Annotated in this window: 23 protein-coding genes and 1 pseudogene; 17 read left to right on the top strand and 7 right to left on the bottom strand. The window is 60.5% G+C overall.

The features are described 5' to 3' along the window. The 8 genes and pseudogenes from FHT76_RS38885 to FHT76_RS41575 all read left to right on the top strand — a co-directional run. A complete protein-coding gene (locus tag FHT76_RS38885) occupies positions 1-882 on the top strand; it encodes an intradiol ring-cleavage dioxygenase (RefSeq protein ID WP_183759142.1) in 882 nt (293 codons plus the stop codon). 2 nt (positions 883-884) lie between these two features. After that, complete coding sequence (locus FHT76_RS38880) at positions 885-1,949, top strand: maleylacetate reductase (protein ID WP_183759143.1); 1,065 nt, start codon at positions 885-887, stop codon at positions 1,947-1,949. 152 nt (positions 1,950-2,101) lie between these two features. Next, positions 2,102-2,395, top strand: a complete 294-nt coding sequence (locus FHT76_RS38875) for a YciI family protein (protein ID WP_183759144.1) — start codon at positions 2,102-2,104, stop codon at positions 2,393-2,395. Positions 2,396-2,742: 347 nt separating this feature from the next. Next, positions 2,743-3,768 (top strand): ABC transporter permease, encoded by a 1,026-nt coding sequence (locus FHT76_RS38870; RefSeq protein ID WP_183759145.1) that lies wholly within the window; start codon positions 2,743-2,745, stop codon positions 3,766-3,768. Then, entirely contained in the window at positions 3,765-4,832 is a 1,068-nt protein-coding gene (locus FHT76_RS38865; RefSeq protein ID WP_183759146.1) for a substrate-binding domain-containing protein, read from the top strand. Before FHT76_RS38870 ends, FHT76_RS38865 begins: the two co-directional genes overlap by 4 nt. A 73-nt stretch (positions 4,833-4,905) precedes the next feature. Then, a complete protein-coding gene (locus FHT76_RS38860; protein WP_210281077.1) occupies positions 4,906-7,413 on the top strand; it encodes an ATP-binding cassette domain-containing protein in 2,508 nt (835 codons plus the stop codon). Between the two features lie 87 nt (positions 7,414-7,500). Next, positions 7,501-8,019 carry a VOC family protein gene (locus FHT76_RS38855; protein ID WP_405049537.1) on the top strand — a complete coding sequence of 173 codons (519 nt, stop codon included), beginning with the start codon at positions 7,501-7,503 and terminating at the stop codon, positions 8,017-8,019. Then, positions 8,018-8,485 (top strand): annotated as a pseudogene (locus tag FHT76_RS41575) (ABC transporter permease subunit); the annotation flags it as partial. The gene FHT76_RS38855 and the pseudogene FHT76_RS41575, both read left to right, overlap by 2 nt. Before the next feature lie 9 nt (positions 8,486-8,494). On the opposite strand, the gene FHT76_RS38845 reads toward FHT76_RS41575, so the two are convergent. The 7 genes from FHT76_RS38845 to FHT76_RS38815 form a co-directional block, all read right to left on the bottom strand. Continuing rightward, positions 8,495-8,782 (bottom strand): hypothetical protein, encoded by a 288-nt coding sequence (locus FHT76_RS38845; protein WP_183759148.1) that lies wholly within the window; start codon positions 8,780-8,782, stop codon positions 8,495-8,497. Positions 8,783-9,155: 373 nt separating this feature from the next. Continuing rightward, positions 9,156-10,043, bottom strand: a complete 888-nt coding sequence (locus FHT76_RS38840) for a polysaccharide deacetylase family protein (protein WP_210281078.1) — start codon at positions 10,041-10,043, stop codon at positions 9,156-9,158. Positions 10,044-10,066: 23 nt separating this feature from the next. Beyond that, a complete protein-coding gene (locus FHT76_RS38835) occupies positions 10,067-11,590 on the bottom strand; it encodes an amidohydrolase family protein (protein WP_183759150.1) in 1,524 nt (507 codons plus the stop codon). Further along, complete coding sequence (locus FHT76_RS38830; RefSeq protein ID WP_183759151.1) at positions 11,590-12,330, bottom strand: aspartate/glutamate racemase family protein; 741 nt, start codon at positions 12,328-12,330, stop codon at positions 11,590-11,592. The genes FHT76_RS38835 and FHT76_RS38830 overlap by 1 nt, the downstream gene beginning before the upstream one ends. Then, positions 12,327-13,241, bottom strand: a complete 915-nt coding sequence (locus tag FHT76_RS38825; RefSeq protein WP_183759152.1) for a carbohydrate kinase family protein — start codon at positions 13,239-13,241, stop codon at positions 12,327-12,329. Before FHT76_RS38825 ends, FHT76_RS38830 begins: the two co-directional genes overlap by 4 nt. A 5-nt stretch (positions 13,242-13,246) precedes the next feature. Further along, positions 13,247-14,431 carry an SIS domain-containing protein gene (locus FHT76_RS38820; RefSeq protein ID WP_183759153.1) on the bottom strand — a complete coding sequence of 395 codons (1,185 nt, stop codon included), beginning with the start codon at positions 14,429-14,431 and terminating at the stop codon, positions 13,247-13,249. A 24-nt stretch (positions 14,432-14,455) separates the two neighbouring features. Next, positions 14,456-15,583, bottom strand: a complete 1,128-nt coding sequence (locus FHT76_RS38815; RefSeq protein ID WP_183759154.1) for an SIS domain-containing protein — start codon at positions 15,581-15,583, stop codon at positions 14,456-14,458. Positions 15,584-15,718: 135 nt separating this feature from the next. On the opposite strand from FHT76_RS38815, the gene FHT76_RS38810 reads away from it, so the two are divergent. The 9 genes from FHT76_RS38810 (at position 15,719) to FHT76_RS38770 (ending at position 24,107) form a co-directional block, all read left to right on the top strand. Then, positions 15,719-16,492, top strand: a complete 774-nt coding sequence (locus FHT76_RS38810) for a DeoR/GlpR family DNA-binding transcription regulator (RefSeq protein ID WP_183759155.1) — start codon at positions 15,719-15,721, stop codon at positions 16,490-16,492. 149 nt (positions 16,493-16,641) lie between these two features. Next, entirely contained in the window at positions 16,642-18,156 is a 1,515-nt protein-coding gene (locus FHT76_RS38805; RefSeq protein WP_183759156.1) for an ABC transporter substrate-binding protein, read from the top strand. Between the two features lie 88 nt (positions 18,157-18,244). After that, positions 18,245-19,159, top strand: a complete 915-nt coding sequence (locus tag FHT76_RS38800) for an ABC transporter permease (protein WP_183759157.1) — start codon at positions 18,245-18,247, stop codon at positions 19,157-19,159. After that, complete coding sequence (locus FHT76_RS38795) at positions 19,156-20,007, top strand: ABC transporter permease (RefSeq protein ID WP_183759158.1); 852 nt, start codon at positions 19,156-19,158, stop codon at positions 20,005-20,007. Before FHT76_RS38800 ends, FHT76_RS38795 begins: the two co-directional genes overlap by 4 nt. Further along, entirely contained in the window at positions 20,004-20,972 is a 969-nt protein-coding gene (locus FHT76_RS38790) for an ABC transporter ATP-binding protein (protein ID WP_183759159.1), read from the top strand. The genes FHT76_RS38795 and FHT76_RS38790 overlap by 4 nt, the downstream gene beginning before the upstream one ends. Then, the gene (locus tag FHT76_RS38785; protein WP_183759160.1) at positions 20,969-21,982 is read left to right on the top strand and encodes an ABC transporter ATP-binding protein; all 1,014 of its coding nucleotides are present in this window, start codon (positions 20,969-20,971) and stop codon (positions 21,980-21,982) included. The genes FHT76_RS38790 and FHT76_RS38785 overlap by 4 nt, the downstream gene beginning before the upstream one ends. Positions 21,983-22,129: 147 nt before the next feature. Next, positions 22,130-22,768 carry a DUF1684 domain-containing protein gene (locus FHT76_RS38780; RefSeq protein WP_183759165.1) on the top strand — a complete coding sequence of 213 codons (639 nt, stop codon included), beginning with the start codon at positions 22,130-22,132 and terminating at the stop codon, positions 22,766-22,768. Between the two features lie 541 nt (positions 22,769-23,309). After that, positions 23,310-23,810, top strand: a complete 501-nt coding sequence (locus tag FHT76_RS38775) for a hypothetical protein (RefSeq protein ID WP_183759161.1) — start codon at positions 23,310-23,312, stop codon at positions 23,808-23,810. Between the two features lie 120 nt (positions 23,811-23,930). Beyond that, positions 23,931-24,107 carry a hypothetical protein gene (locus tag FHT76_RS38770; protein WP_183759162.1) on the top strand — a complete coding sequence of 59 codons (177 nt, stop codon included), beginning with the start codon at positions 23,931-23,933 and terminating at the stop codon, positions 24,105-24,107. Positions 24,108-24,935: the final 828 nt, after the last annotated feature.

The following is a 24,935-nucleotide window of genomic DNA, read 5'->3' as shown; positions in this document are numbered from 1 at the left end:
ATGGTCGCAAACACCAGTGAAACGAACCCAACGACTGGCTTCTTCACGGAGACGAATTCCGTGGAAGCGGTCAATGCCCGAATGGGGGAAGACGTCAGCCCTCGCCTCAGAGAGGTCATGTCGTGCCTTGTCAAGCATCTCCACGCCTTTGCCCGCGAGGTCAACCTTACGCAGGCGGAGTGGGAATACGGAATAGATTTTCTGACCCGCACTGGACAGATGTGCACACGAGAGCGACAGGAATTCATCCTTCTCTCCGACACGCTGGGAATGTCGATGCTGGTCGATGCCATCAACAACAGGCGTCCGATCGGTGCCACCGAAAACACCGTTTTTGGGCCTTTCCACTTAGAGGGCTGCCCTGTCCGTGAAATGGGTGAGCGGATCTGTCTCGACGGCAAGGGGGAAAGCTGCCTGTTCATCGGGCGGGTACTCGATTTGGACGGCAATCCCGTGTCGGGAGCGAGAATAGACGTCTGGTCTGACAACGCGGATGGCTACTACGACGTTCAGCAGCCTGAACTCCAGCCGAAATGGAACAACCGAGGTGTTTTCGTCACCGCCGCCGATGGCCGCTACAGCTTCATCGGTATCAGACCCGTTTCTTATCCGATTCCTGACGACGGTCCGGTAGGGCAGATGCTTGCAAGCCTCGGCCGCCATCCATACCGCCCGGCGCACATGCATTACATGGTCCGGGCGGATGGATTCCAGAAGCTGGTCACTCATACCTTCGTCGGTGGTGATCCATACCTTGAATCGGACACGGTATTCGGAGTGAAGCAAACTCTGGTCGCGCCGTTCACGAAGCTCGAAGCAGGCGAAACGCATTGGCGTTCGGACTTCGACTTCGTCCTCGCCAAGCCTACTGATAGGGGCTGACGTTGAAAAACTTTGTCTACACCGGAAATCCCGCGCGGGTCATTTTTGGCCAAGGCACTGTAGCAGCGCTTCCTGACGAAGCGGACAGGCTGAAGGTACGGCGTATCTTGGTGCTTTCGACACCGGAGCAGGCCGATCAGGCAGCAGAAATCGCTGGGAGCTTGGGCCAACGCGTAGTAGCCAGCTATTCTAAGGCGCAGATGCACACCCCTGTCGACGTAACGGCAGACGCGATGAGGTCCATCGAGCGACATGATGTCGATGCATTGCTTTCCGTTGGCGGCGGATCGACGACGGGACTGGGCAAGGCGATAGCTTTGCGCACAGATCTGCCACAGATCGTGGTGCCAACCACATATGCTGGTTCGGAGGCAACCCCTATTCTCGGCGAAACCGAGGGAGGGCGGAAGGTCACCAAGTCGGACCCGCGAATCCTTCCCGAGGTTATCGTTTATGATGTCAACCTCACGCTTACATTACCCGTACCGCTTTCAGTGACGAGTGGGTTCAATGCGGTCGCCCACGCTGTTGAAGCTCTTTACGCGAAGGAAGCGAACCCGATCATCTCGTTAGCGGCGGAGGAAGGTATTTCAGCCATCGTGCGAGCTATGCCTCGGATACACGCCAATCGGGAAGATATCGAAGGCCGCTCTTCAGCGCTGTATGGCGCTTGGCTCTGCGGTGTTTGCTTGGGATCGGTTGGCATGGCGTTGCACCACAAGCTTTGTCACACGCTCGGCGGGATGTTCAATCTACCGCACGCCCAATTGCATACCGCGATGCTTCCTCACGCTCTAGCCTATAACGCTCCAGCCACGCCGGTCGCGATGGAGCGGCTGAAGCGATCGCTCACCGCGCCCGACCCGGCAAAGTTCCTCTACGATATGGCCAAGGAATTGGGGGCGGTGATGTCGTTGAGAGACCTCGGCATGCCTGAAGGTAGTATCGAGGCGGCCGTGGAGCAGGCGCTGAGCAACGCTTACTGGAATCCGAGAGAGCTTGAGCGGAGCGGCCTTCATCGTCTGCTCGATCGCGCTTTTCGTGGAGATGAACCTAAGACGGAGTAGTGGAATAGCGGGGCGATGGGCGGCCAATACTGGAACATCCGAAATGGATAATTCCGTTCTTTTCTTCCCGGCCCCTCAAGCTACCATCAACACTACGAAATCGAATATGCGCGGTATTGTGAGGAATCGCGGATAATTGGGAGGTGTAGAGGATGCTCGCAGTCCGTGTCGCGATATCGGATCCGAACAAGGACTCGGTGCGGAAAATCTACCTTGAGGACCACAAGCGGCATCTGCGTTCTGGACAGCTTTCGATCTTACAGTCCGGCCCGATCATGAACGATTCAGGCATAGGCGAGGGTGGCGTGGTTGTAGCGGACGTAGGTTCGCTTGAGGAAATGCGTCGCTTCAGCTCGGCCGACCCGTTCGTAGTCCACGGCGTGTATCGCGATGTTGTTATCTACGAGTGGCGTCCCACGATCGGAGCTCTTGCGTCGGCACGCTGAAGGAACAGGATTAAACTGCTGATTTTCTAAGGAGGAGAGAAAATGAAAGCGGTAACTGCTATCACCTGGAAGCATATTCTTGACTGGCTGGCGGAAGCCGGAAGTATCTGCAGCGGTATGTTCATCGAGTATCGGGAATCTCGGGACAGCAGTGCCAGCCGCAATTTTAGGGATCGGGACAAGCTCTTTCGTCGAGACAGTTGGAGGCCAATGTCGCGCTGAGCGACGAGGCAACCCGGAGTTCCATCTCGATTACTCCTCTCTTTTGCTAACCAGACCGATCGGGCCCGGCTCACCGCCGCGAGGCCCGCCGGGAGCACTGTGACTTTCTGAGCGAGAACCTTGAAATGCCCCACGCTTCGTCCATTGCCCACATCGGCCGTCCCAAGGAGACCACTTTGCGGATTCCCTTCACGCGAAATTTCGTGACGGTCGTTTTCTCGACGCTCGTGCTTATCGTACTATGCGCTCTATTCGCACCAAGCAGCCTTTCGATCGGCGCCCTTTCGGGAAGCCTCCCTTTTGCGGCGATCATCGCCATGGTGGGCCTGGGGCAGTTGCTTGTGGTGCAGCAGGGGGGCTTCGATCTCTCGCTTGCCGGGTCCGTTTCACTGGCTGTCGTCATCGCCACGCACTATCCGCAACAAGATGATGGTCTTCTCTACCAGGCCGTGCTTCTTTCCGCGGGGATATGCGTTGCTGCAGGCATCCTCAACGGGGCGCTCGTAAGTCTCTTCAGGCTGAACGCGATCATTGCGACCATTGGTACCAATGCGCTCCTTTACAGTGCGGTCTTCGCGGTGTCGGGTGGAGTTCCATCTATCACCACCGAGCTTCTGGCCGAAATCGCAGGCGGCGAGACGCTCGGTCTACCGAACTCGGTGTTCTTTGCCCTAGGTGCGATGATCCTCGTCACATTCGTGCTGAAGAAGACCGTAGCTGGCCGCAGGTTCGAGGCCATCGGGGCCAATCCATTGGCCGGCAGAGCAGCAGGTCTCAACGTACGACTTCACCAGATGATGGCATACGTTTACGCGCAGCTCCTCTACTGCATGGCAGGGACTCTCATTGCGGGGATCACGCGCGAGCCCACCGCTTTCCAGGGAGACAGCTTGCTGCTGCCGTCAGTCGCTGTGGTGGTACTCGGGGGGACCTCGCTCCTGGGCGGACGAGGCTTCCCGATCTCAACTGTCATTGCTGCATTTTTCTTGAACCATCTGAGCCAATTCGCACTGACGGTCGGGGTACCGTTCTCAGCTCAAACAATCATCCAGGCGCTCGCTCTGGGTTTCGGTATCGCGGTTTACTCGATCCGCTGGTCGATAAGCCAAGGTGGAACGACTTCAACAACAAAAGTGGAGGACGCGAAATGAAATATAAGACCCTTGCAACATCACTGGGACTGACATTGACGACCGCACTCAGTGGTTTAGCGATGGCCGGATCGGCGATGGCGGAGATGCCATCCTGGTGCGGTCCGAAGAAGGCGACATTGGCGCTACTGGACGGTTATGGCGGCAACAGTTGGCGCCAGGTGACAACCGCTTCCGGCAAGCAGACCGTGGAGCTGTGCCCTAGCATTACCAAGTACGAATACGCCGATGGCCAGGGCGATACAATGAAGGCCATCTCCGACATCAAGAGCATGGCCGCGAAGGGCGTGGATGCACTTGTCGTATTCGGTGACGCGGGCCCTGCCGTCTTGCCGGCCCTCACCAGTGTCTTCAAATCCGGGAAAGTTGTCGTTCCTTACCGCGTAGCGGTCGGAGGAAAGGATGGGAAGAACTACTCCAAATTCGTCGGTGCGTCGTTCGAAAACGACGGTGAGAATTGGGGCAAGTGGATCAAGTCGGTGCTGCCCAACGGCGGCAACCTCCTATTTCTCAGCGGACCGGCTGGAAACAGCCAAGGCTTGGACGAGCTGAAGGGTCTCAAGAAGGTTCTTGGCAAGGAATATGTCTTCGTCAACCAGGAGCCCTTCGCAGTCACGAATTGGGATCCGGCACTTACGCAGAAGGTTCTCACGGCAGAGATTGCCAAAAACAAGAAGATCGACGTGATCATCTCGGACTTCGGGCCGTCCCTGGTCGGTGCGTTGCCCTTGTTCGCAAAGCAGGGAAAATCAGTTCCGGCTCTCGCTACTTCTGATGGAAATTCACTCGGTTGCTTCTGGCAGGAGAACAAGGACAGCAACCCGGATTTCAAGCTGTTCACGGTCGCAACGGGCAATGACAACGTCAGGTTGGCGGTTCAGTGGGCCGTGGCTCTGGCAACCGACGGCACGCCGCCGAAGGACGAGACGTTCAAGGCACCAGAGTTCGAAGACTCGGTCTCCGGTAAACCGAACCCTGTCCAGTGCAAGAAGGACCTGCCTGGCGCCATCTACCTGTCTTCGGAGCTTCCCGCGGAGCAGCAGGCCAAGGCTGTTGGCAAGTAGCCAATCGACTCTTGGACCTGCTCGCGGCAGCAGCTTCAGGCAGGTCCATCCTTCAGAATTGGATCGTTTGACCATGGCAGCAGTAGAAATGAACGCATATGAAACACTCCCTCAGGCATCTTTCGAAGAGACCATCCGACTGACTGGGATCTCGAAATTTTTTGCCGGGATTCCCGCGCTGCGGGATGTCAACGTCGATTTCAGGCCGGGAGAGGTCCACGCCATTCTCGGTGAGAACGGCGCAGGAAAATCGACCTTGATGAATATTATCGCTGGAACCCTTCAACCAAGCGAAGGGGAGATAATCTTCGAGGGGCAACGCGTACCCCAGATGACACCTGATGCTGCAGCTTCCCTTGGCATCGCCATTTGTTTTCAGCATCCCGCCATTCTCAACGATCTTTCAATTTTGGAAAACTTGAGCGTGGCTCTGCCCGCTTCAATCCTGCGGCATCGATCCACTCGCGACCTGGCCGGACAGACTTTGCAATCTGTGGCGCTGAAATTGCCACTCAACATGCGCGCCGATCACCTGACCGTAGCGCAGAAACACTTGCTCGAAATCGGGAAAGCGATTTCCGTCAACCCGAAACTCCTGATCCTGGACGAGCCGACCGCTTCCCTTGATCAGGAGGCTACAGAGATGCTCTTCGGTCTCATTCGGACAGCAGCCCAGAATGGCACGTCGGTCATTTATATAACTCATCGCCTGGCCGAGATCCGTCAGATCGCAGACCGAGTTACCGTGATGCGGGACGGACGTGTTCGCGGAGCTGCGAAGGTCAGCGAGATTGCAGATGGCGAACTCGTCAACATGATCGTCGGACGCACGCTTGAAGCCGCATTTCCTCCAAGATCACAGGGTGCCGATCGCTCGTCAGTGTTCAATGTCGAAGGTTTGAGCGGAGAGGGGTTCAACAATGTGAGTTTCGGTGTATCGCGCGGGCAGATACTTGGCGTCGCTGGTGTCTCCGGCAATGGTCAGTCGGAGTTGATGCGCGCGCTCGCGGGCCTGCAGCCCACGCGAGGAACGATCAGTCTGCACGGGCGGCAGCTTGCCCAGAAAGAGCTGTTGGACGAGGCTGCTTTCATGCCGTCCGACCGCCATCTGGAGGGCGTGGCAAGCGGGCTGACAGTTCGGGAGAATGCGACCTTCTCAGCTCTCGAGAAGTTCGCCACAGCTGGAATCTTGAGCAGCAGCGCGGAGCATCGAAAAGTCAGATCAATCTTCGGTGATCTTGCCGTCAAGACGCCTGGGCTCGAAGCGTCTATCCAATCGCTGTCTGGCGGGAACCAGCAGAAGGTCGTCATGGCGCGAGCGTTGCTGTCTGAACCGGGTATTGTTGTCGCCGACGAGCCGACCCAGGGCGTAGACGTCGGAGCGCGTTTCGAAATTTATCGAATCCTCAGAAGCGTGTCGGAGGCAGGCACGCCGGTTATCGTGAATTCATCTGATGCAGTGGAACTCGAGGGTCTGTGCGACAAGGTAATAGTAATGTCGCGCGGTCAGGTCGTTGATACTTTGGTTGGCGAGGCGATTACCGAAGAACGGATCGTTGCCGCAGCAGTAAGGGCTGAGGGGCACGACGTCGGTACGGAAGGCACGAAAGTGCCGAAATCCCTTACGCGGCTAAAGCATTTCCTGGAATCCGACATGGCACCGATGGTGCCCTTGGTTCTCGTTACAATCCTGCTTGGACTGTTCGTAAATGGTCAAAACGACAACTTCCTGTCGGCCTACAATATCTCCAACATTCTTCTCCTGGCAACCGCACTGGGTTTCATTGCTCTCGGGCAGACCATCGCGCTACTGATGGGGGGTATTGATCTGTCTGTGGGACCGCTGGCTGGCTTTCTTGTCGTGGTCGCGTCGTTTTTTGTGACCGAGGAAGTCTCCATAATCACGATGGCTTTGGGATTTGCGCTGATGGCTGTGGGAGCTTTCCTAACCGGAGCCGTAAACGGGGTTCTGATCAGGTTCGCCAATTTCACGCCGATCGCCGCCACCCTTGCCATGTATATCGCGATCCAAGGTCTAAGCTTCCTGCTCCGCGAGAATCCCGACGGCTACATCAGCTCCACGGTCACAGATTGGATCAACTGGCAGGTTGGGCCGTTCCCTGTGGCTTTCCTAGTGCTGGTAGCGGTTACTCTTGGTGGAGAGGTTGCCTTGAGACGGTCGAGAGCCGGACGACGTCTGCGTGCAGTAGGTTCGAACGAGGAATCGGCGCGCCGTGTGGGTATTCGCGTCGATCTGACCTATGTGGCGGGCTACATCGCCTGCTCGATGCTGACTTGCCTGGGAGCGGTCATGCTGATGACACAGATCGGGGTGGGCGACCCACGCCAAGGCGTCGCCTACACGCTCTCGAGCATTACGGCCGTGGTGCTTGGAGGAACCAGCTTGGCTGGTGGACGAGGCACCTTCGTCGGAACGGTCATGGGCGCGGTGCTGCTGACCGAAGTGCTGAGCGCCGTGACCTTCCTGAGCCTGACGCAGACCTACCAGTATCTTTTCCAAGGGGCTCTGATCGTCGCCGCCGCGCTTATCTACTCCGCTGCGCGGAGACGCACGACCTGACTTCAGGCGGCTTCCTCGCGACGACTTCCTCGCCGTCGCCCACACCATAGCAGCAGAAGCTGTTTGCGCTCTTCGAGACTCGGAGGAATGGCATTGACCACGAACGTTTACGGCATGCATCACATAGGCATCACAGTGCCGGATATTGAGGAGGGAATACAGTTCTTCCAAGCCGTTTTCGGGGCGATCGAAGTATTTCGAACAGGACCGTTCGGCGTTGATCAAGACTTCATGGAAAATAAGCTTGGGGCTGCCAAATACTCCAAGATCCGTGACTTGGTCTTCCTCCGCTGCGGCAATGGGACCAGCGTCGAACTGTTCGAATACGAGGGCGAGTCCGCATCGCCTCCCAAGAGGTCGTCGGAAGTAGGCTGCGTACATCTGTGCTTTGAAGTCGAAGACGTGAACGCTTCCGCCGAGAGATTGAAGGAGCTAGGCATCGATCTGCTGGACGGGCCAAATCTTGTAGAGGCGGGGCCGTTGGCAGGTTTCAACTGGATCTACTTCCGCACTCCCTGGGGACTAATCTTGGAAGTCGCGAGCTTCGACAAGCTTGCCTATGAGACTGACACCCCAGAGCGCCTATGGCGGGCGAAGCTGAGTTGACTGTCAGGCCCGGGGCTACGCGGGCTTTCCGAAGACCGGTGTGATCGTCGCCACCTATGCGATCTCCGGCACGCTCTCGGGAATTGCCGGCGTCATCATCGCTGCGCGCAACGTCAACGTGAAGTTCGACTACGGCAGCTCCTATCTGCTGATCGCCATCCTGATTGCGGTGATGGCCGGCGTGAAGCCGGAGGGCGGCTATGGGCGCGTCATCTGCGTCGTGCTTTCGGCCATCGCCCTGCAGCTCATGTCGAGCCTGCTCAATTTCGGCGGCCTTTCCAATTTCGTGCGCGATTTCGCCGTCGCCGATGAAGGCTATCTCCGCGAGGGCCCGGTTGCGGCCGCGCGGTTTGAGATCATCGGAGATGACGGAGACCCTGAGATCGCTGAGCTGCGGGCGCTTCGCCAGCGCGCTGTGAATGACGTGATCTCTACGCTGCTCGGCGAGTTGGGTATTGGTGGATAGATGGAACAACTACGACCGGTCGAAATGAAGCTGATCGATGAATTGTTTGGCATGAGCTCGGGCTACGTCCTCGACTTCACGAACAGCACATTCGCTGATTTCTTCCGCCGGGAGGTCGGCATCGACATCTATGACGATGCCTGCGCGATCTATGGCGGAAGCAAGGGAAAGCTTTTCCGCGCTTTTCTTACGATCGGGCAGCCACGAGCGATCGTCAAAGCTCTTACAGCCTTGTGGGAATATCGTGAAACGGATCGGCTCGGGCGAGCCCAGACTGAAAAAGTCGTCAATGCTCATCGCCGTCTGACCGCGATAATAGAGCGTTTGGGCGGAGCTGCTCTTGCGAACTATGGGCCGGCCCCGGGCGAGTTCGAAACGAAGTCACAGGCTACGCCTCGAACTTTTCGCGCCGACGAAACCGTATTGCGGGGCTTGAAGCACGCTTTCTGGCGCTCCAGGAAATGTCGGATGAGCCCCACGCTCGCGGCCGTCATTTCGAGACGCTACTCACGGACCTTTTAATGCCTGGAGTATGGACGCGCGTGGTGGCTTCACTGTCGTCGGTGAGCAGATCGACGGCTCGTTTCAGTTGGGGGGCAACACCTAGGTTGCCGACCATAATGGCGGACCAAAGGCAAACAAGGAGGTGTTCAATTTTGCCTCAAGTAAATCATACGGCGCGCTGCCGATTCGCTCTTACATAGGCCTCGATTTCGCCCGGCTGGGCGAGCCAAACCTGATCCTTTCGGGCCACGATATGATCGAGTGCGGCCGTCAACGCCGCCAGCCGGAAGGGTTGGCCGGAGATGAAGCTGTGGACGACGATGCTCATCACCAGAGGCTGGCTCCGGGATGCCAGCAGCATTTCGTCGAACTCGTCGACGATCATCTGAGTGAAATCGCGGGCGGTGGTCTGGCGGCCGATCAGGGTCGTGCTGTCGTTCAGCTCCAGCGCATAGGGAAGGGCGAGCAGCGGCTTGCCCTGGCTCTTGCCCTTGAGATAGATGGGCTGATCATCCATCCGGAGGTCAAGGAGATAGCTGAAGCCAGCCTCCGGCAGGAGGTCGATGGTGTTTTCGGTATGCGCGAGCCAGGGACTGGACCAGCCACGCGCCCGAAACCCCTGTTTCTCGGTAATCCTGGTCTGTACGGCCTTCATATAGGCCAGCTCCGCCTCTGGCGTCATGCCGGCCAGCGTGTCGGAATTGGTAAGCCCGTGACCGACCATTTCGATGCCGGCCTCATGGGCCGCGTCCATCAGGGCCGGCGCATGGTCATAGACTTCCGTATTGAGCAGCATCGCCGGCCGGATGCCGCGCGAGGCGAAGCGGTCGATCAGGCGGAAGCCGCCGACGCGGTTGCCATAGTCACGCCAGGAGGTGTTGACCATGTCCGGCTTGCTCGCGCCGGGCATGAGGTCTTCGACCATGCCCTCGCCGAAGCGATATTCCTCGACCCCGAAAGCCACATAAAGCGCCAGTCTGTTGCCATCTGGCCAGAGGAAATCGGGGCGCTCGGTGATCGGGCTGAAGTCGTAGCGGCCGTGGGTGGGAAGCATGGTCATCTCCTTGCAAAGTCGGATCAGGTGCCGCTGTAGCCCAGCCAGCGGTTGAAGCCGACATCCCGCGCGGCGGCCTTTGAAACCATGGCTTCGTAATAGGGCCGCCAGCGGGCGACCTCGGTGCGGGCGCCCTCGAGCGCGGCCTTTCGGCCGGCAAAGATGGAGCGCGCCTCGGCTCGCAGCGCGCGCTCGTCCACCTTGGTGAGCTTGGAGCCGTCATAGACGATACGCCCGGCCACCATCGTCTTGCGCACGCCGCTGCCGTTCTCGCAGAACACCATCTGCCGCCTGACATTATTGAACGGCGTGAAGGCCGCCGTGTCCAAGTCGACGAGCACTAGATCGGCGAGCCGTCCCACCGCGATAGCGCCGAGCTGGTCGCCGCGCCGCATGGCATGGGCGCCGCCCCTGAACAGGCAATCGAGGATCTCATCCGCATCGGGCCAGCGGCGATAATCGGGATCGCCGATCGTGTGGATCAGGGCTGCCTGCTTTGCCACGCCCCACATGTTGACCGCGTCGTCGGCAATAGCCTCATCCGTACCAAGGCAGATGTTGATCTTGCGCTCGCGCAGTTTTCTGAAGGGCATCACGCCGCTGCCGAGCCGGAGATTGCTGATCGGGTTATGCGCCACCGTCGCCCCGGATTCGGCGATGAGGTCGTAATCAGCCTCGTCCATCCAGATCGCATGGATGATGTTCATCCGGTCCGAGAGCAGGCCGAGATCAGCGGTGTAGCGCAGGAGCGAGCGGCCGGCAAAGCGCGGCTGTTCCGTGGCCAGCACCCGCTGCAGCTTGGTCTCCAGCATGTGCACGTAATAGGGCAGGTCGTGAGCGCGGCTGAGGTCGTCCAGTGCGGCCATGTAATCCGGCGATATGCGCTGGGGCGCAGAACAGGAGACGGCGGCCGAAAGCCTCCCGCCTTCCGCGCCGTGCCAGGTGTCGATCAGGTGGCGATAGCTGTCGAGCAGCCTTTCCCGACCGAAGGCCGGAGGATTTGCAAGTTCAGCAAGCATGGCGTCGGACAGCAGCTCGGCCAGGAAGGGCAGTTTGTCCAGCTCCGCCAGTTCCGGCTGGTCGAGTGCGACCGTGGCCCGGATGCCCACATCGCGATAGGCTTGCATCACCGCATCGATCACGTCGGGGGCCGGATGAGGCACGAAGAAGGCGTCGTCCTGCACCGAGGTGGTGCCGGTCTTCAGCATTTCCATGGCCGCCAGCATGGTCCGCACATAGGCTTCCCGGGGGCTTGGCCTCAGTGCCTCCAGGTCGGGCGACTCGTAAAGCATGAAGATTTCGAGCGGCAGGCTGGGCAGCATGCCCTTCATGTGGTTTACGGGGGAATGGAAATGCGCGTTGATCAGTCCCGGCACGAGCAGATCGCCCCGGCCCTCGATGATATGGGCATCGGGCGGCGTGGCGGCCGAAAGATCCGGGCCGATCGCCGCGATCCGGTCGCCGATCACAAGCACCGAGGTTGGCGCCGAGGCACCGTCGGAAAGGTTGTCGTCGTAAACCCGGACATTCTGGAACAGCACGGACATCAGGCAAACCTCTCTGGCGCAGGCTCGGCAAATTCCGGAAGGCGGAAACCAGCCGGGGGCGCGGCATAGGTGGCGTGCTTGGAGGTGCTGAGACCGGCGGCAACAAGGCCTTCGGCAAATTTCAGCCCGACCATCACCCCGTCAATCACGGGAACGGCGAGCGAACGGGACAGAGGCGCGACCAAATCGCTGAGGCCGGCGCAGCCGAGGATGATGGCTTCGGCATGGTCCTGCGCAATCGCGCGCCGCGCTTCCGCCTCGATGATCGGCGCGCTGGCGGCCACCTCGTCCGCCAGATCCAGCACGGGCACCTCGACCGCCCGCACCGTGCAGCGATGGGTGAGGCCGGTTTCCTGCAGCACCCGCAGCGAATGGGCCCGCGTGCGCGGTGGCAGGGTGACGATGGAGAAGCGATGGGTGATCAGTGATGCGGCCTGCAGGGAGGCTTCCGTCATGCCGACGATCGGGCCGCGGGCGAGTTCACGCGCCTGGTGAAGACCGGTATCGCCGAAACAGGCAATCACATAGGCGTCGACGCCTTGCTTCTCGCCTTCCGCCACCACCTGCATCACGCCCAATGCACCGAGCACTTCCTCCGCATGGCTTTCGATCGAGGCTGCGCCGGTCCGCGGTTGCGCCGCAATCACCTCCGTGCCCGCCGCGGCGATGGCGCGTGCGCTTTGCAGCAGGCGCTCGGTGAAGGCAGCTGTGGTGTTCGGATTGATGATGCAGATCTTCATCGGCCGGCCTGCCAGGCTTGCAGACGCGCCGCCGCTTCGGCGGGCGTCACGCGAAACATCGGGTCGGCGCCGTAATCGGACACCGCAAAGGCCGCTGCGACCGCTCCGGCCCGCGCGGCCCCTTCGAGGTCGCCGCGATCCTGCAGGAGTTCAGCGAGGAACCCGCCGCAGAAACTGTCACCGGCACCGGTCGTGTCGATGACAGGGCCGGGGGGCGGCGAGACCCGGATCATGCGATCCGTATCGCGGCCGTGGATCAGCGAGCCCTCGGCACCGAGCTTCAGCACAACGATGGACGGCCCTAGGCTCGCAAAGGCGCGGGCCGCAGCCTCCCAATCCGTATGGCCGAGCAGTTGTTGCGCCTCGTCCGCGCTTGGCATGAAGATGTCGCACCGGCTGATCATCGCTTTCAGCCTCTCCTCATTGCCGCGGATATAGTCTTCCTGCATGTCGAGCACCACGAGGCCGTCCGTCCGGCTCTTGAGACCGGTCACGAGATCGATCTGCGCTTCGAGCGTCATGGCAAGGATGAGAAACATCTCCGCATCCAGAAACGGGAGGGGAATGTCGGCCATGGTCGGCGACAGCGTGTGAAACGCCTCGTCGCCGTTATAGAGCGTCCATACCCGGCCGCCTTCCGCATCATAGGCGACGCGGTTGTGCAGCGAGGGGATGCCCCGTGGGGTGAGGCCGACCTCGGACAGGCCGGCGGAGCGGATCTGCGCGCTGGTCGCGCTCGGCCAGTCTTTGCCGACAGGCGCCACCATCTCCGCTCGCGGCTCGAACAGCCGGGCGGCAAGGCACGCATAGAGCGCATCCCCGCCCGTGCATCCCGGCCGTTCCGTTCCGTCCGGCAGGACAACGTCGTCGATGGTCAGGTTGCCGAGGCAGACAAGGCGCGGATCCGTCATCCTGTTCACCCGCGCGCCTGTTCCTCGCGACGGAATTTCTCCATCGCCACGTGATGGGCAAAGAGCTGCACCGGCACGCTGTAGACGAGGGCCGCCAGGCACTCCGGCACCGCCGGCAGCCGCAGGACCATGTCGGAATAGGCGTCGAGGATGGGCTGGTCACCGGTGACGATGCTGTAGATCCGGCCCTTCCAGCGCTTGCCCTCGAAGGCAGTGTCGCGCGCCCGGAAGATCGAGGGACCGTCGGGGGCGATGAGGAACAGCGGATCGCCATCCTTCTGCGAATTGTAGTGGTGGAATTCTTCAAGCGGAATGGCCAGCCCCTGATCGGGCGTGCATTCCTTGGCCTTGGCCGCGCCAAACAGGGCCGAGGCAAAGGCCGGTCCGCCGGCGGCATAGAGATAGATGGCGCGCTCCGCCTCCTTTTCGGCGATCTGCCTGATCGCCGGCTCCCATGTTTCCACCACGTCGGCCATCTGTCCCGGCGCCGCGTCCAGCGCCGCCTGCAGGCTTTCGACGCGGGCATCGCCGGGGTTTTTCGCACGGGCCCAGTCGAGGGCAAACTGCGCCAGCAGTGCCATGGCCGCCGTGCTGGCCTGGGTCGGCCATCCCTTGCGTTCGGCCCGGATGAGCAGCCCACGATCGGATTCCGTCATCAGGGCGGCGCCGGGCGTGTTGCTGAGCGCCAGCGTTTTGGCACCCAGACCCCGCGCAATCAGCATGGCCTCGACGGTGCGCGTCGTCATGCCGGAGGAGCTCAAGGTTACCACCAGCGTCTCGGGGCCAGTGGTGCGGCTGGCGTAATAGGCATAGTCCAGCGCCTGGATCGGCTCGACGGGAATGCCGAGCAGCATTTCGAAGATGTCGCGAACGCCGACCATGACGGCTAGTGAATCGCCACAGCCGGTCATGACGATGCGCGTGATCCTCTGCCCGGCGAAATGGGCGGCGGTTTCGATCGTCGCCACCCTTGCCTCGCGGATCGTGGTGCGGATCGCGTCTGCCTGGCCGAGAATTTCGGTCCGCGTTAGCTCGACGCGGCGCTTGCGCTTTTCGTCCAGCGGATCATCGGTCGGCAGCGCGTCCATCAACTGCGCCTCCTTCTCGAAGAGCATCTCGACAAGGGCCCGCGCCTTGCTGTCCAGCGGCGAGTCGGGGTGGAGAAGGGGAGTAACGTAGGACTGGTTCATGGCTCTGCTTTGGCTTTCGGAGGTTCAGACGAGCTCGCAGCGCCGGCTGAGCAGCTGCGCGGCAAGGAAGCGGCCCGGATCGGCCTTGTCCTGGCTGACATTGGGGTCGAAGCCGCTCTCCACGGCCAGCGCATAGGAGAGCATCTGCAGCGGCGCGGGGGTGAGGAGCGGCGAGAGCCAGGCGGGCGTGGCCGGCAGGCTGATCCGGTAGGTCGCGCCCTCCACCGCATGGCCGGCGGTTTCGATGGCAAGCGTGCGCATGCCCGCATGGCCGAGCGCCCCGACGGTGTTGGAAGCAAGCCGGGCGATCTCGGGCGTCGAGGCAAGCAGGATCACCAGCTCGTCCTTCCGGCTGGACCAGAACAGGCTGTGGGCGAATTCCTCGATCTCGCTTGACCAGACCGGAGCCTGGACCACCTTGACGAGTTTGGCCGCGCCGTAATCGGCGGTCGCCCAATCCGATCCTGCACCCAGCACCCGCACGCCGCCCAGCCCCTGGCCGAGCACCTCGGCGCAGATGGCCGGCAATTGCTGCTGGCAGATCTCCAGGCTTTGCGGGATCGTGTCAGCCAGCAAGGCCGCCATTTCCGGCCCCTTGCAGCTCACCTGCGGCTCGCGGTTCGAGGCCCGGGCAGCTCCCTCGATCAGCATCATCAGGCCTAGGATGGTGCCGCTGTAGCGCGTGGTCCCGGTGAGGAACGGGGCGATATCGTCGATTTTCAGCGAGGCGACGGCATCGGCCGAGGCGCCCATGGCTGCGCCATCCTCGTTTGTCAGCGCCACATAGCGGCCGCCGGCGGCCTTGATGCGATGGGCTGCGGCAATGGTGCGATCCACCGTGCCGGACATGGAAATGGCAATTGCCCGGTCAGCCGATCCCGGCTTGCGGTTCTCGGATAGCAGATAGTCGAGGCTTGTGACGCCGTCCATCGGGATGTCGAAGGCGGAAGCGGAAATGGCCGCGACGGCGCGCGCGGCAAACCAGCCGTCGCCGCAGCCAAAGGCGGCGAGATGACCGCCTGATCCGGGCGTCAGCGACTGGGCGCCGATGGCGGCGAATTCGTCGTAACGGTCGAGAAGCCGGGCAAGGACTTCACCCTGCCGGAGAATGTCGACCAGCATGTGGGGCTGGTCCTTGGATGGTGTTGGCATTGTCGCACTCCTGAATGGCTCTGAGGCTGCAGGTTGTCGGTTCTTTGCGCAAGGAAAAATTTCGAAAATTTGCGATAGCGCACCGGCGAGAAATTTGGCATGAATTTTAGGCAGTGTCTGTCGGGGGGGGGAATCATGACCGCATTGAACGCCATGCAGCGTCACCAGCGCATTCTGGAGGCGCTGGAACTGGACGGAAAAGTATCCGTGACGACCCTCTCCGACAGTCTGCGGGTCTCGGTCGTGACCATTCGCAACGATCTGGAGCAGCTGGAGCGCCAGCAGGTTCTCCGGCGCATCCGGGGCGGGGCGCTTGCTGTCCGGGCGGCGCGATTCGAGCGGCCGCTGCATCTCGCAAGCCAGGCCTTCACCGAGGAGAAGCAGCGGATCGCCAAGCTTGCGGCCACCCTGGTGCGCGACGGCGAAACGATCATGATCGATGCCGGCAGCACCGCGCTGGCCTTTGCCCGCGCGCTCTCCAAGTCCTTGAATGATGTGGCTGTCGTGACCAATTCGCTGGACGTGGCGCTCGTTCTGGCCGAGCATCCGGGCATCCGCGTCGTGGTGACGGGCGGCACGCTGCGCGGCACCCAGCGGTCCCTGACCGCGCCCTTCTCCACACTCGTGATCGGTCAGCTGAATGCCGACACCGCCTATATTTCCTGCACGGGGATTGATCCCGGCAAGGGCTTCACCACCGGCAGCTGGGAGGAAGCAGAGGTTGAGAAGGCGATGATTGCAGCAGCCAGCCGTTGCGTTATCCTGGCCGACCACAGCAAGTTCGGTCATGTGGGCAGTGCCCGCGTCGCCGACCTCTCGGCAGTCGACCTTCTGGTTACCGACAGCGATGTGGCGCCGGAGACGATCCTGCCTTTCGAAGCGAAGGGTTTGCGGGTGCTGACTGCTTAACAGGCAGGCAAGACGGGCGCTGGCGCTTTTTTACGCAAGAATTTTCGCTCGACAAATGGTATCGCAAAAACTTTCCAAAAAATTCCATTGCCAAATTAGCGAAAAGGGGCAAGCTTTTGCCGTCTTCAATAAAAAACGGGAACAGTAGGATGAATTCAGGGCCAATTCTCACCAGACGACAGCTTGGGCAGGGCGCCGCGGCGCTCGCCGCGATGATGAGCCTCCCGCGTGGTGCTTTCGCGCAGACCGCACCTGTCGTGATTGCGTCGGAAGACGATGTCTCGACGCTCGATCCGCATCTCATCCGCAACAACCATCCGATCGGAAGCGTCATCTGGTCCGTCTTCGACAGTCTCGTGCGCCGCAATGCAGACGGTACCCACGAGCCGCGTCTGGCGCTGAGCTGGGAACAGGCCGAGCCGACCCGCTGGCGCTTCAAGCTGCGCGATGGCGTGACGTTCACCAATGGCGAAAAATTCGATGCCGCGGCCGTGAAGTTTAACTTCGAACGGATGAACATCGCGCCATTCAACGGCGAGAGCCAGCTCTGGCCACAGACCGGTCTGACGGCCATCGAAATCGTCGATCCCCTGACGCTCGATCTCGTCACCAGCGCACCGACGATCAACATGCTATACTGGCTGGAAGAAGCCTTCATCGGCGCGCCGGCCTACCTGAAGGATACCCCGGCCGATGTGGTGGGTGCCAAGCCGATCGGCTCCGGCCCCTATGTCGTGACGGAATGGAAGCAGGGCGACCGCGTCGTGCTGAAGGCCAATTCGGAGCACTGGAACGGAGAGCCGGCGATCAAGGACGTGATCTTCCGGGATATCCCCGAGCTTTCGTCCCGCATCAACGAACTGAAGGCCGGCAGCGTGGATATCGCCGTGGGCCTGACACCGGATACGGCTGCCGATGCCAATTCGGACAAGTCCAAGGTCGTCTCCGTGGCGGGCCTGCGCAAGATGCATATGGGCATTTCCTGCAACGGCATCGAGCCGCTGAAGGACAAGCGCGTCCGCCAGGCGCTGAACTATGCCGTCGACGTCAAGACCATGGTCGATACGCTGGTGGGCGGTCAGACAAAGCCGATCGTTTCGGTCGTCAACCCACCGAACAACAATCCGGATCTCAAGCCTTTCGACTACAATCCGGAAAAGGCAAAGGCCTTGCTGGCCGAGGCGGGCTTTACCGATTTCGAGATCCCGATCGCCTATGGCCGCTATCCGGCCGCGAAAGAGGCCTCCGAAACCATAGCGGCCTATCTGGAGGCGATCGATCTCAAGCCGAAGATCGAGGCTTACGAGCCGGGCAAGTTCTCCGACATGATCCGCTCCAAGGCGTTCAAGGGCATCTATTTCTACGGCTGGGCGTCTCTGATCAACCCGTCCGTCGAGCTGGTCATCCTGACATCGGATGCCGTGGACAATTCCAGTGCCTATAACAATCCGGAATTCGACGCGCTGGTGAAGAAGGCTTCCGTGACGCTGGACGACGCGGAGCGGCAGAAGCTTCTGACCGCAGCCGAGACCATGGTGTGGGAGGATTGCCCCTGGATTTATCTGTGGTACCTCCCGGCGATCTACGGCGTAAGCAACCGGCTCGACTTCCCCGTCCGTCCCGACGACTATGTCGAGATGTACCGCGCCAAGCTGAAAGCCTGATATCACATGCCACGGGGATGGGGTCCGGTGAAAAGACCCCATCGCCCTGATGAAGCGGCAGGGCTCAGCCGCCGCTGGAGACAATGCATTGAACTATCTATCCCACAGGCTCCTGAGGGCCCTGCTTGTCCTCATCGGCGTCAGCTTTGCCACCTTCATGGTGGCCTATTCCACCGGCGACCCGGTGGCGCTTCTGATCAAGCCCAATGCGACCGACGAGGTGCGTCGTGCAGTGACGACCCATCTTGGCCTGGACAAGCCGCTCATTGCCCAATACGGCCTGTTTCTGTGGCGCGCCCTGCATGGGGATCTCGGCCAGTCCTTCGTCTACAACCAGAGTGTGGTCAGTCTCGTCGCGGACCGGCTGTCCAACACGTTCCTGCTCGCTTTCGCCTCCTTCTTCATCGCGCTCCTGCTTTCGGTGACGCTCGGGGTTCTCGCAGCCCTTTATCGCAACACCTGGATCGATGCAGCGATCACCCTCTTCACCATGATCGGCCTTGCGGTTCCGGCCTTCTGGCTGGGCCTGATGCTGATCGTGATCTTTGCCGTCCACTGGCAGTTCTTTCCGGTATCAGGTTCCGAGAGCGCCAGTTCCCTCGTGCTGCCGGCGCTGACGCTGTCGATGCAGTCGACGGCGAGGCTCTGTCGCCTCGTCCGATCCGGCATGATCGAGGTGCTGAATGCCGACTTCATCCGCACCGCGCGTGCCAAGGGTCTCTACGAAAAGCGGGTGGTCTGGGTTCATGCCCTGCGTAACGCCCTGCTGCCCGTGGTGACCATGGCCGGGCTTGAACTGGGCGACCTCATTTCGTCTGCCGTGGTCATCGAGGCCATCTTCGCCTGGCCGGGCATCGGGCGGCTTGCCATCGGTGCGGTCTCCTCGCGCGATTTTCCGCTGCTGCAGGGCACGGTACTCGTCTCTGCCTTCTGCTTCGTTGCCATCAATCTCTTTGTCGACTGGCTCTATCACCGGATCGATCCGCGGGTGCGAAACACATGAGCCCCTCCGTCACACGCTTTCTGTCCCGTAATACGCTGGGCATCATCGGCGCAGCCATCGTCCTGACTGCCGTCGCCATAGCCGTCTTCGCGCCCCTGATCGCACCGCTAGCCGCCAGCCAGATCGATCTGCGCGCCCGAATGGCACCGCCCTTCTTCGTCGAGGGCGGGTCACTCAAGCATCTGCTGGGTGCGGACAATCTCGGCCGCGATATCCTGTCCCGTCTCATCTATGGCAGCCGGATCTCGCTTGCGGTCGGGACGGCAGCCGCGTTGCTGGGCGCTGTCATCGGCAGCCTGATGGGCATCCTTGCCGGCTATTTCGGCGGAAAGGTCGATGCGGTCATTTCGTGGTTCGTCGATGTGCAACTGGCCTTCCCGTTTACGCTGCTCGCGATCTTCCTGCTCGGCACGCTCGGCGGCGGCTTCTATGCGGTGGTGATCGTGCTGGCACTGGCAACCTGGGTGAATTACGCCCGCGTGGTGCGTGCGCAGGTGCTGACCGTCAAGGTGCAGGACTATGTGCTGGCTGCCCGGGCGGTCGGAGTCGGCACGCCGCGCACGCTGTGGCGCTACATCTTTGCCAATTCCACCGCGCCGATCATCGTCGTTGCCAGCTTCTCCACGGCGCAGGCCATCCTGACCCAGGCGGCGCTGAGTTTCCTCGGGGTCGGCATCGATCCGACCATCCCCTCCTGGGGCGCCATGCTCAACGACGGGCGCGACTATCTGCAAAAGGCCTGGTGGATCGCCATGTTCCCCGGCCTTGCGATCGCGATCACCGTGCTCGGCGTCAATTTGTTCGGCGACTGGCTGCGCGATCGCCTGGATCCGAGGAGCATTCAATGAGCCATCTCCTTCTCGACGTGCAGGACCTGGATGTCCGTTTCGGACCGGTCCATGCGGCGCGGGGTGTGTCCTTCCACGTGGCCCCGGGCGAGACGCTGGGCGTTGTCGGTGAATCCGGTTCCGGCAAGAGCACGACCATGCTTGCGGTGCTCGGCCTCAACCCGAAGCGCCAGGCGCAGGTCTCCGCCACACGGCTTGCCTTCGACGGCGAGGATCTGCTTGCCAAGTCCGACCAGCAGATGCGCGATCTGCGCGGGCGTCGGGTCGGGCTGATCTTCCAGGACCCGCTCGCCGCGCTCAATCCCCTGATGACCGTCGGCCGGCAGATTGCCGAGGTTCTCGTCCGCCATCGCGGACTGGACAAGAAGGCGGCGCTCGAAGAGGCCGCAAAACTGCTGGAACGGACCGGCGTGCCCGACCCCAGACGGCGCTCCGGCCAGTTTCCGCATCAGTTTTCCGGCGGCATGCGCCAGCGTGTGATGATCGCGATCGCGCTGGCCGGGCGGCCGGACCTGCTGATTGCCGACGAGCCGACAACCGCGCTCGACGTGACCGTCCAGGCCGAGATCGTCCGCCTGATCCGCGACATCCAGCAAGCGAGCGGCATGGGGCTTGTCTGGATCACCCATGACCTCGCCCTGATGGCGCGGGTCGCCGACCGGGTCATGGTCATGTATGCAGGCGCCGTGGTCGAAGAGGCGCCCGTCGACCGGCTCTATGCGGCGCCGCGCCATCCCTATACCGCCGGGCTTCTTAGCAGCATCGCGCGTCTGGACCAGCCGCGCGGCCATCGGGCGCGGGCGATTTCTGGCACGCCGCCGACACTCACCAAACCCATCGAGGGCTGCGCCTTTGCGCCGCGCTGTCCACTCCGCTTCGACAAATGCACGGTCGCGCCGCCATTGTTGGATCTGGGCGACGGCGTCCGTGCCGCTTGCTGGAGACTTGAGGGAGAGCAGCAATGACTGATCCGACCAACAACGCTCTTCCCGTGTCGGAGGCCGTGACACTCAAGGTTCAATACCTAACGCGCCGCCGCAACTGGCGCGGTCAGGTCATCACCACCACCGTGCGTGCCGTCGATGGTGTCGATCTCAGTGTCCGGCCGGGCGAGGCGCTGGCACTTGTGGGCGAATCCGGTTGCGGCAAGTCCACGCTGGGCCGGGCCCTCCTGCGGCTTGAACAGGTCAGCGAAGGTGTCGTGCGCTTTGCCGGTTCCGACCTGACCGGGCTCGACCAGGCCGCGTTGCGGCCCCTGCGGCGCAACATGCAGATGGTGTTTCAGGACCCGTTTTCGTCGCTCAATCCGCGCATGAGCATCGGCGAGACACTGGCCGAGCCCCTGCTGGTTCATGGCCTTGCCACGAAGGCGCAGGCGCGCCAGCGCGTGGCTGAGATGCTGGACATCGTCGGCCTCGATCCGCAGGTCGTATCGCGTTACCCGCATGCCTTTTCCGGCGGGCAGAGACAGCGCATCGCCATTGCGCGCGCAGTCATCGGCCGGCCGCAATTCGTCGTTGCCGACGAACCCATCTCGGCGCTCGACATCTCGGTGCAGGCGCAGATCCTTGATCTCTTTGAAGACCTTAAGGAGCGCTTTTCGCTCACTTACCTCTTCATCAGTCATGACCTAGCCGTGGTTCGTCATATAGCTGACCGTGTTGCGGTAATGTATCTCGGTCGCATCGTGGAGCAGGGGGCACCGGATGAAGTTTTCGGCGATCCACAGCACCCTTACACCCAAGCACTTCTTGCCGCTGTGCCCGCACCAGATCCGGTGCTAGAGCGACGCCGGCCTGCGCCTGTTCTACGGGGTGAGCCCCCTTCGCCTTCGGCCGAGGTTTCCGGATGCCGCTTCCGGGGCCGCTGCCCTCATTCCATGGCGGTCTGTGCGACTTCCGATCCTTTACTGACGCCGACCGGCAGTAAAGGTCATGCTGTTGCCTGCTTTCTTCATCACGGCCATGCAAGATGATCCGAGCTCTACGGCGTTACTGAGGCTGCGCAAACGTTGCAGTAATAGCGTTAGTAAGTACCTTCGCCACCGAATACGTGCCCCTGGGCAAAGTTTTCGCGATGATTGGGCGAGCGTTTCGATGACGAGAGCGGCGAGATTTCCGGCATGGGAGGATATGATTTGAACGAGACACAACACCTGTGGGAATGGCGCGAGAGGATCGCAAATCTCTACTACGAGGTACGTTCTAGCCCGGACGTGGTTGCTGCCTGGAGGCTTTGGTGCGACACCCGTTCGACTCTGTTTCGCGACCATCCTCAGTCGCCAATTGAACTGCCGGACCGCAAGACGTTCGAAGGGCCGACGACATTTTCTTATGATCCATCGTTGCGCTTGACGGTAAAGCTTGTCGCAGTCACGCCGGAACGGATAACCGTCGCAACAGGAGTGGATGGTGACCTGTCGATGCATGCGTTCTCTCGTACATCGGGGCTGGAGGCCAGATTGGGCGGCGAATTAACTCTTTACTGGATTGAGGGGTACGGCGGTGGCGTGTTCCTGCCGTTTGTCGACGCGACCTCAGGGACCGAGACATATGGCGGTGGCCGATATCTCCTCGACACCATCAAGGGAGCAGATCTCGGAGTTGTCCGTCCAGACGGCGCACTGATACTCGATTTCAATTTCTCCTATTTTCCTTCGTGCGTCTATTCTTCCCGCTATGTCTGTCCATTAGCGCCATCGGGCAATCGACTGAAAGGGGCGGTGAGAGCCGGAGAACGGTTACCTGTCTCAAAACGATAAGCGCCGGGTCAGAGGCCTTGAATCTCCGTAGCCGGGCATTCAGAAGTCGCCACCGTGCCGCCTCCGTGCTTGTCTCCGCTAATAAACGTTTGTTTAAAAAAGGCCCCCACGGCGGGATAGCGCGCAGGGGGCCAAGTTTCCACACTTTCGGAGAGCGGTCTCGCGAAAGCGCTAGCATTCTAAACCGTATTTACAGTCCCTGCCAACGCTCTCAAGTCTCACGGACTGGTCACCAAGAATTCCAGTGACCTTACGTCCGCAAGGTCTGCTGCGATTAGCGGCGTAGACATAAGCCTCTCCTCAAGCCAGTGCTTGAGCTGCTAATGCTAAGTTCCGGTCGAAAATGGGGGCAGTTCAGCGGGCGCAGTGAAACCAGTGAATTGGTGATGGAAAAATCTATAGAATGTGGCCATCATTACAGACGGCTAAGAGTAATTTCTCGTGAACGAAACCGAATTGAAACTCTGCTTCACAAAACCATGTCGGCATAATTAATCGCGACGGAACCGTTGTCCGTTTTTCGCACCTTCGATGGCATCATATGCTGAGCGACGACGCAGTATCGCCTGACTATTTCTGGGCGGCTTGCGGCCTGTTTGAAGATGATGAGGTGAACGGGCAAACCTTCGCGGCACGTATACTGGCAATTCGTCACTCCGGAGGGTTTATCCCCTACGGGTTTTATTCGGAGGGGAACGCGTTCACGTCTAGTGGCGAGTTCTTGCCATTTTCCGACCCTGCCATGGGTCTCACTTGCTCGACTTACGTGATCCAAGTCTTCCAGTCATTCGGCCATCAGCTTGTCGACGTCGAAACATGGGAGACGCGGGACACAGACTTGGCGTGGCAAAACGGCATGTTAGAAACCATTGCGCAATACGTCTCCTCTGACCGCGCCGCGGAAGCAGCAAAATACATCGGATCAACGAGGATTAGACCAGAGGAAGCCGCAGCGGCGGTGATCCACGCGCTTCCGCCATTGACGGTCAAAGATGCCAAAGCGATGGCTCAGGAAATCCCGGAATTGCTTGAAGCCGCTTGAGCCGTTCCGAGTTAAGGAGACGCGATGTCTCGGCGGCTGTCGGAATACGGCAAAAGGACGGGGTGAAATGAAAATGGTGGAACGCTAGCATCGCTTGGTTCGAGTCGATCCGGGTGGGGCATGAACGTAGAGTTAGATACTGATCAAGACGCCGCAAAAATCGCAGCGGATGCTGTTTTCAACGCTAAGGCTGCACATCAGCGCCTCAATCACGAGATCGTTCGTGCTGTTGCGTTAAGCAGAGCGCCTTCAAAGATCACGCTCAAACCGAACTTCTGTCATTTTGCGAAAGCTTGAAGCAACGACGACTGATCACCGAATTCGAGACGAAGTATCCGGCAATTATCTTCGGACTGACCGCCGTTGGACGCGCTCGGCTTCAGCCGGCGGTGGTGCCTAGCGGGCTTGCAATTATGAGGGCTGTTGCTGCGGCGCTGAGAGTTCGGGGTATGGACACCGGATCGTTGTTGAGGAGGATCGCGCGTCCGATCCGATACCCGATCCTTGAAGCTTACCAGGGTAAGGAGATGCCAGGGGGAGCGGAAGCTAAGCGACTCTTCGACAAGTGCCTATATGCGATGATGAAGGCCCAAATCGTTTACAGGACTGAAAAGCAGATCAACCTGACGACCCAGGCCCAATCTTTAATCCGCCAAAACAGGCTTTCGTTTCGGCCGTCAGCCGACTTCAGAAAGCCCGACCTTTCGACATTAGTGAAAATCTGGAAGAACGCGATTGCGATCCTCGCTGACCCCGCACGATGCGACGACCATGAGGTGGCTGGCAAAGTCGTCAAATGCGTCACCAGGGAATGGAGCCGACGATCGAAAGAAATGCTCGAAGGGCGGTTTCCTTGGCCATCCACGAAGGCAACGCGTGGCAATGGAAGTCTTGGTCCGCTGGAAGTCCACGAGGATGAATGCTTGCGTTCATGGAATACCGATCTCGCGGACGCACCAACAGGAGGCGATCCAGAAAACAGAAGCTGAGCAAGTTCAAACGGAAGCTTTTGAGGAATTACTTGACCGGCTGACCTTGCCCCCAAGTTTTATCCAGTTTTAAGTTCGCTCCGGCGGTTTTGGGTTGCTGTATTTGGGGCGGTAGCGGCGGGTTGCGGTGCGGAGC

The organism is Rhizobium sp. BK176, from assembly GCF_024808055.1.
Note: the sequence above shows the minus strand (reverse complement) of the source record. Positions and strands in the feature narration are given on the sequence as shown.

Coding starts and splice junctions, on each gene's coding strand:
- FHT76_RS38885 (WP_183759142.1), top strand. CDS start 1: ATGGTCGCAAACACCAGTGAAACGAACCCAACGACTGGCTTCTTCACG.
- FHT76_RS38875 (WP_183759144.1), top strand. CDS start 2,102: ATGCTCGCAGTCCGTGTCGCGATATCGGATCCGAACAAGGACTCGGTG.
- FHT76_RS38870 (WP_183759145.1), top strand. CDS start 2,743: ATGCCCCACGCTTCGTCCATTGCCCACATCGGCCGTCCCAAGGAGACC.
- FHT76_RS38865 (WP_183759146.1), top strand. CDS start 3,765: ATGAAATATAAGACCCTTGCAACATCACTGGGACTGACATTGACGACC.
- FHT76_RS38860 (WP_210281077.1), top strand. CDS start 4,906: ATGGCAGCAGTAGAAATGAACGCATATGAAACACTCCCTCAGGCATCT.
- FHT76_RS38855 (WP_405049537.1), top strand. CDS start 7,501: ATGGCATTGACCACGAACGTTTACGGCATGCATCACATAGGCATCACA.
- FHT76_RS38845 (WP_183759148.1), bottom strand. CDS start 8,782: ATGAGCATTGACGACTTTTTCAGTCTGGGCTCGCCCGAGCCGATCCGT.
- FHT76_RS38840 (WP_210281078.1), bottom strand. CDS start 10,043: ATGCTTCCCACCCACGGCCGCTACGACTTCAGCCCGATCACCGAGCGC.
- FHT76_RS38835 (WP_183759150.1), bottom strand. CDS start 11,590: ATGTCCGTGCTGTTCCAGAATGTCCGGGTTTACGACGACAACCTTTCC.
- FHT76_RS38830 (WP_183759151.1), bottom strand. CDS start 12,330: ATGAAGATCTGCATCATCAATCCGAACACCACAGCTGCCTTCACCGAG.
- FHT76_RS38825 (WP_183759152.1), bottom strand. CDS start 13,241: ATGACGGATCCGCGCCTTGTCTGCCTCGGCAACCTGACCATCGACGAC.
- FHT76_RS38820 (WP_183759153.1), bottom strand. CDS start 14,431: ATGAACCAGTCCTACGTTACTCCCCTTCTCCACCCCGACTCGCCGCTG.
- FHT76_RS38815 (WP_183759154.1), bottom strand. CDS start 15,583: ATGCCAACACCATCCAAGGACCAGCCCCACATGCTGGTCGACATTCTC.
- FHT76_RS38810 (WP_183759155.1), top strand. CDS start 15,719: ATGACCGCATTGAACGCCATGCAGCGTCACCAGCGCATTCTGGAGGCG.
- FHT76_RS38805 (WP_183759156.1), top strand. CDS start 16,642: ATGAATTCAGGGCCAATTCTCACCAGACGACAGCTTGGGCAGGGCGCC.
- FHT76_RS38795 (WP_183759158.1), top strand. CDS start 19,156: ATGAGCCCCTCCGTCACACGCTTTCTGTCCCGTAATACGCTGGGCATC.
- FHT76_RS38790 (WP_183759159.1), top strand. CDS start 20,004: ATGAGCCATCTCCTTCTCGACGTGCAGGACCTGGATGTCCGTTTCGGA.
- FHT76_RS38785 (WP_183759160.1), top strand. CDS start 20,969: ATGACTGATCCGACCAACAACGCTCTTCCCGTGTCGGAGGCCGTGACA.
- FHT76_RS38780 (WP_183759165.1), top strand. CDS start 22,130: ATGGGAGGATATGATTTGAACGAGACACAACACCTGTGGGAATGGCGC.
- FHT76_RS38775 (WP_183759161.1), top strand. CDS start 23,310: ATGCTGAGCGACGACGCAGTATCGCCTGACTATTTCTGGGCGGCTTGC.
- FHT76_RS38770 (WP_183759162.1), top strand. CDS start 23,931: ATGAACGTAGAGTTAGATACTGATCAAGACGCCGCAAAAATCGCAGCG.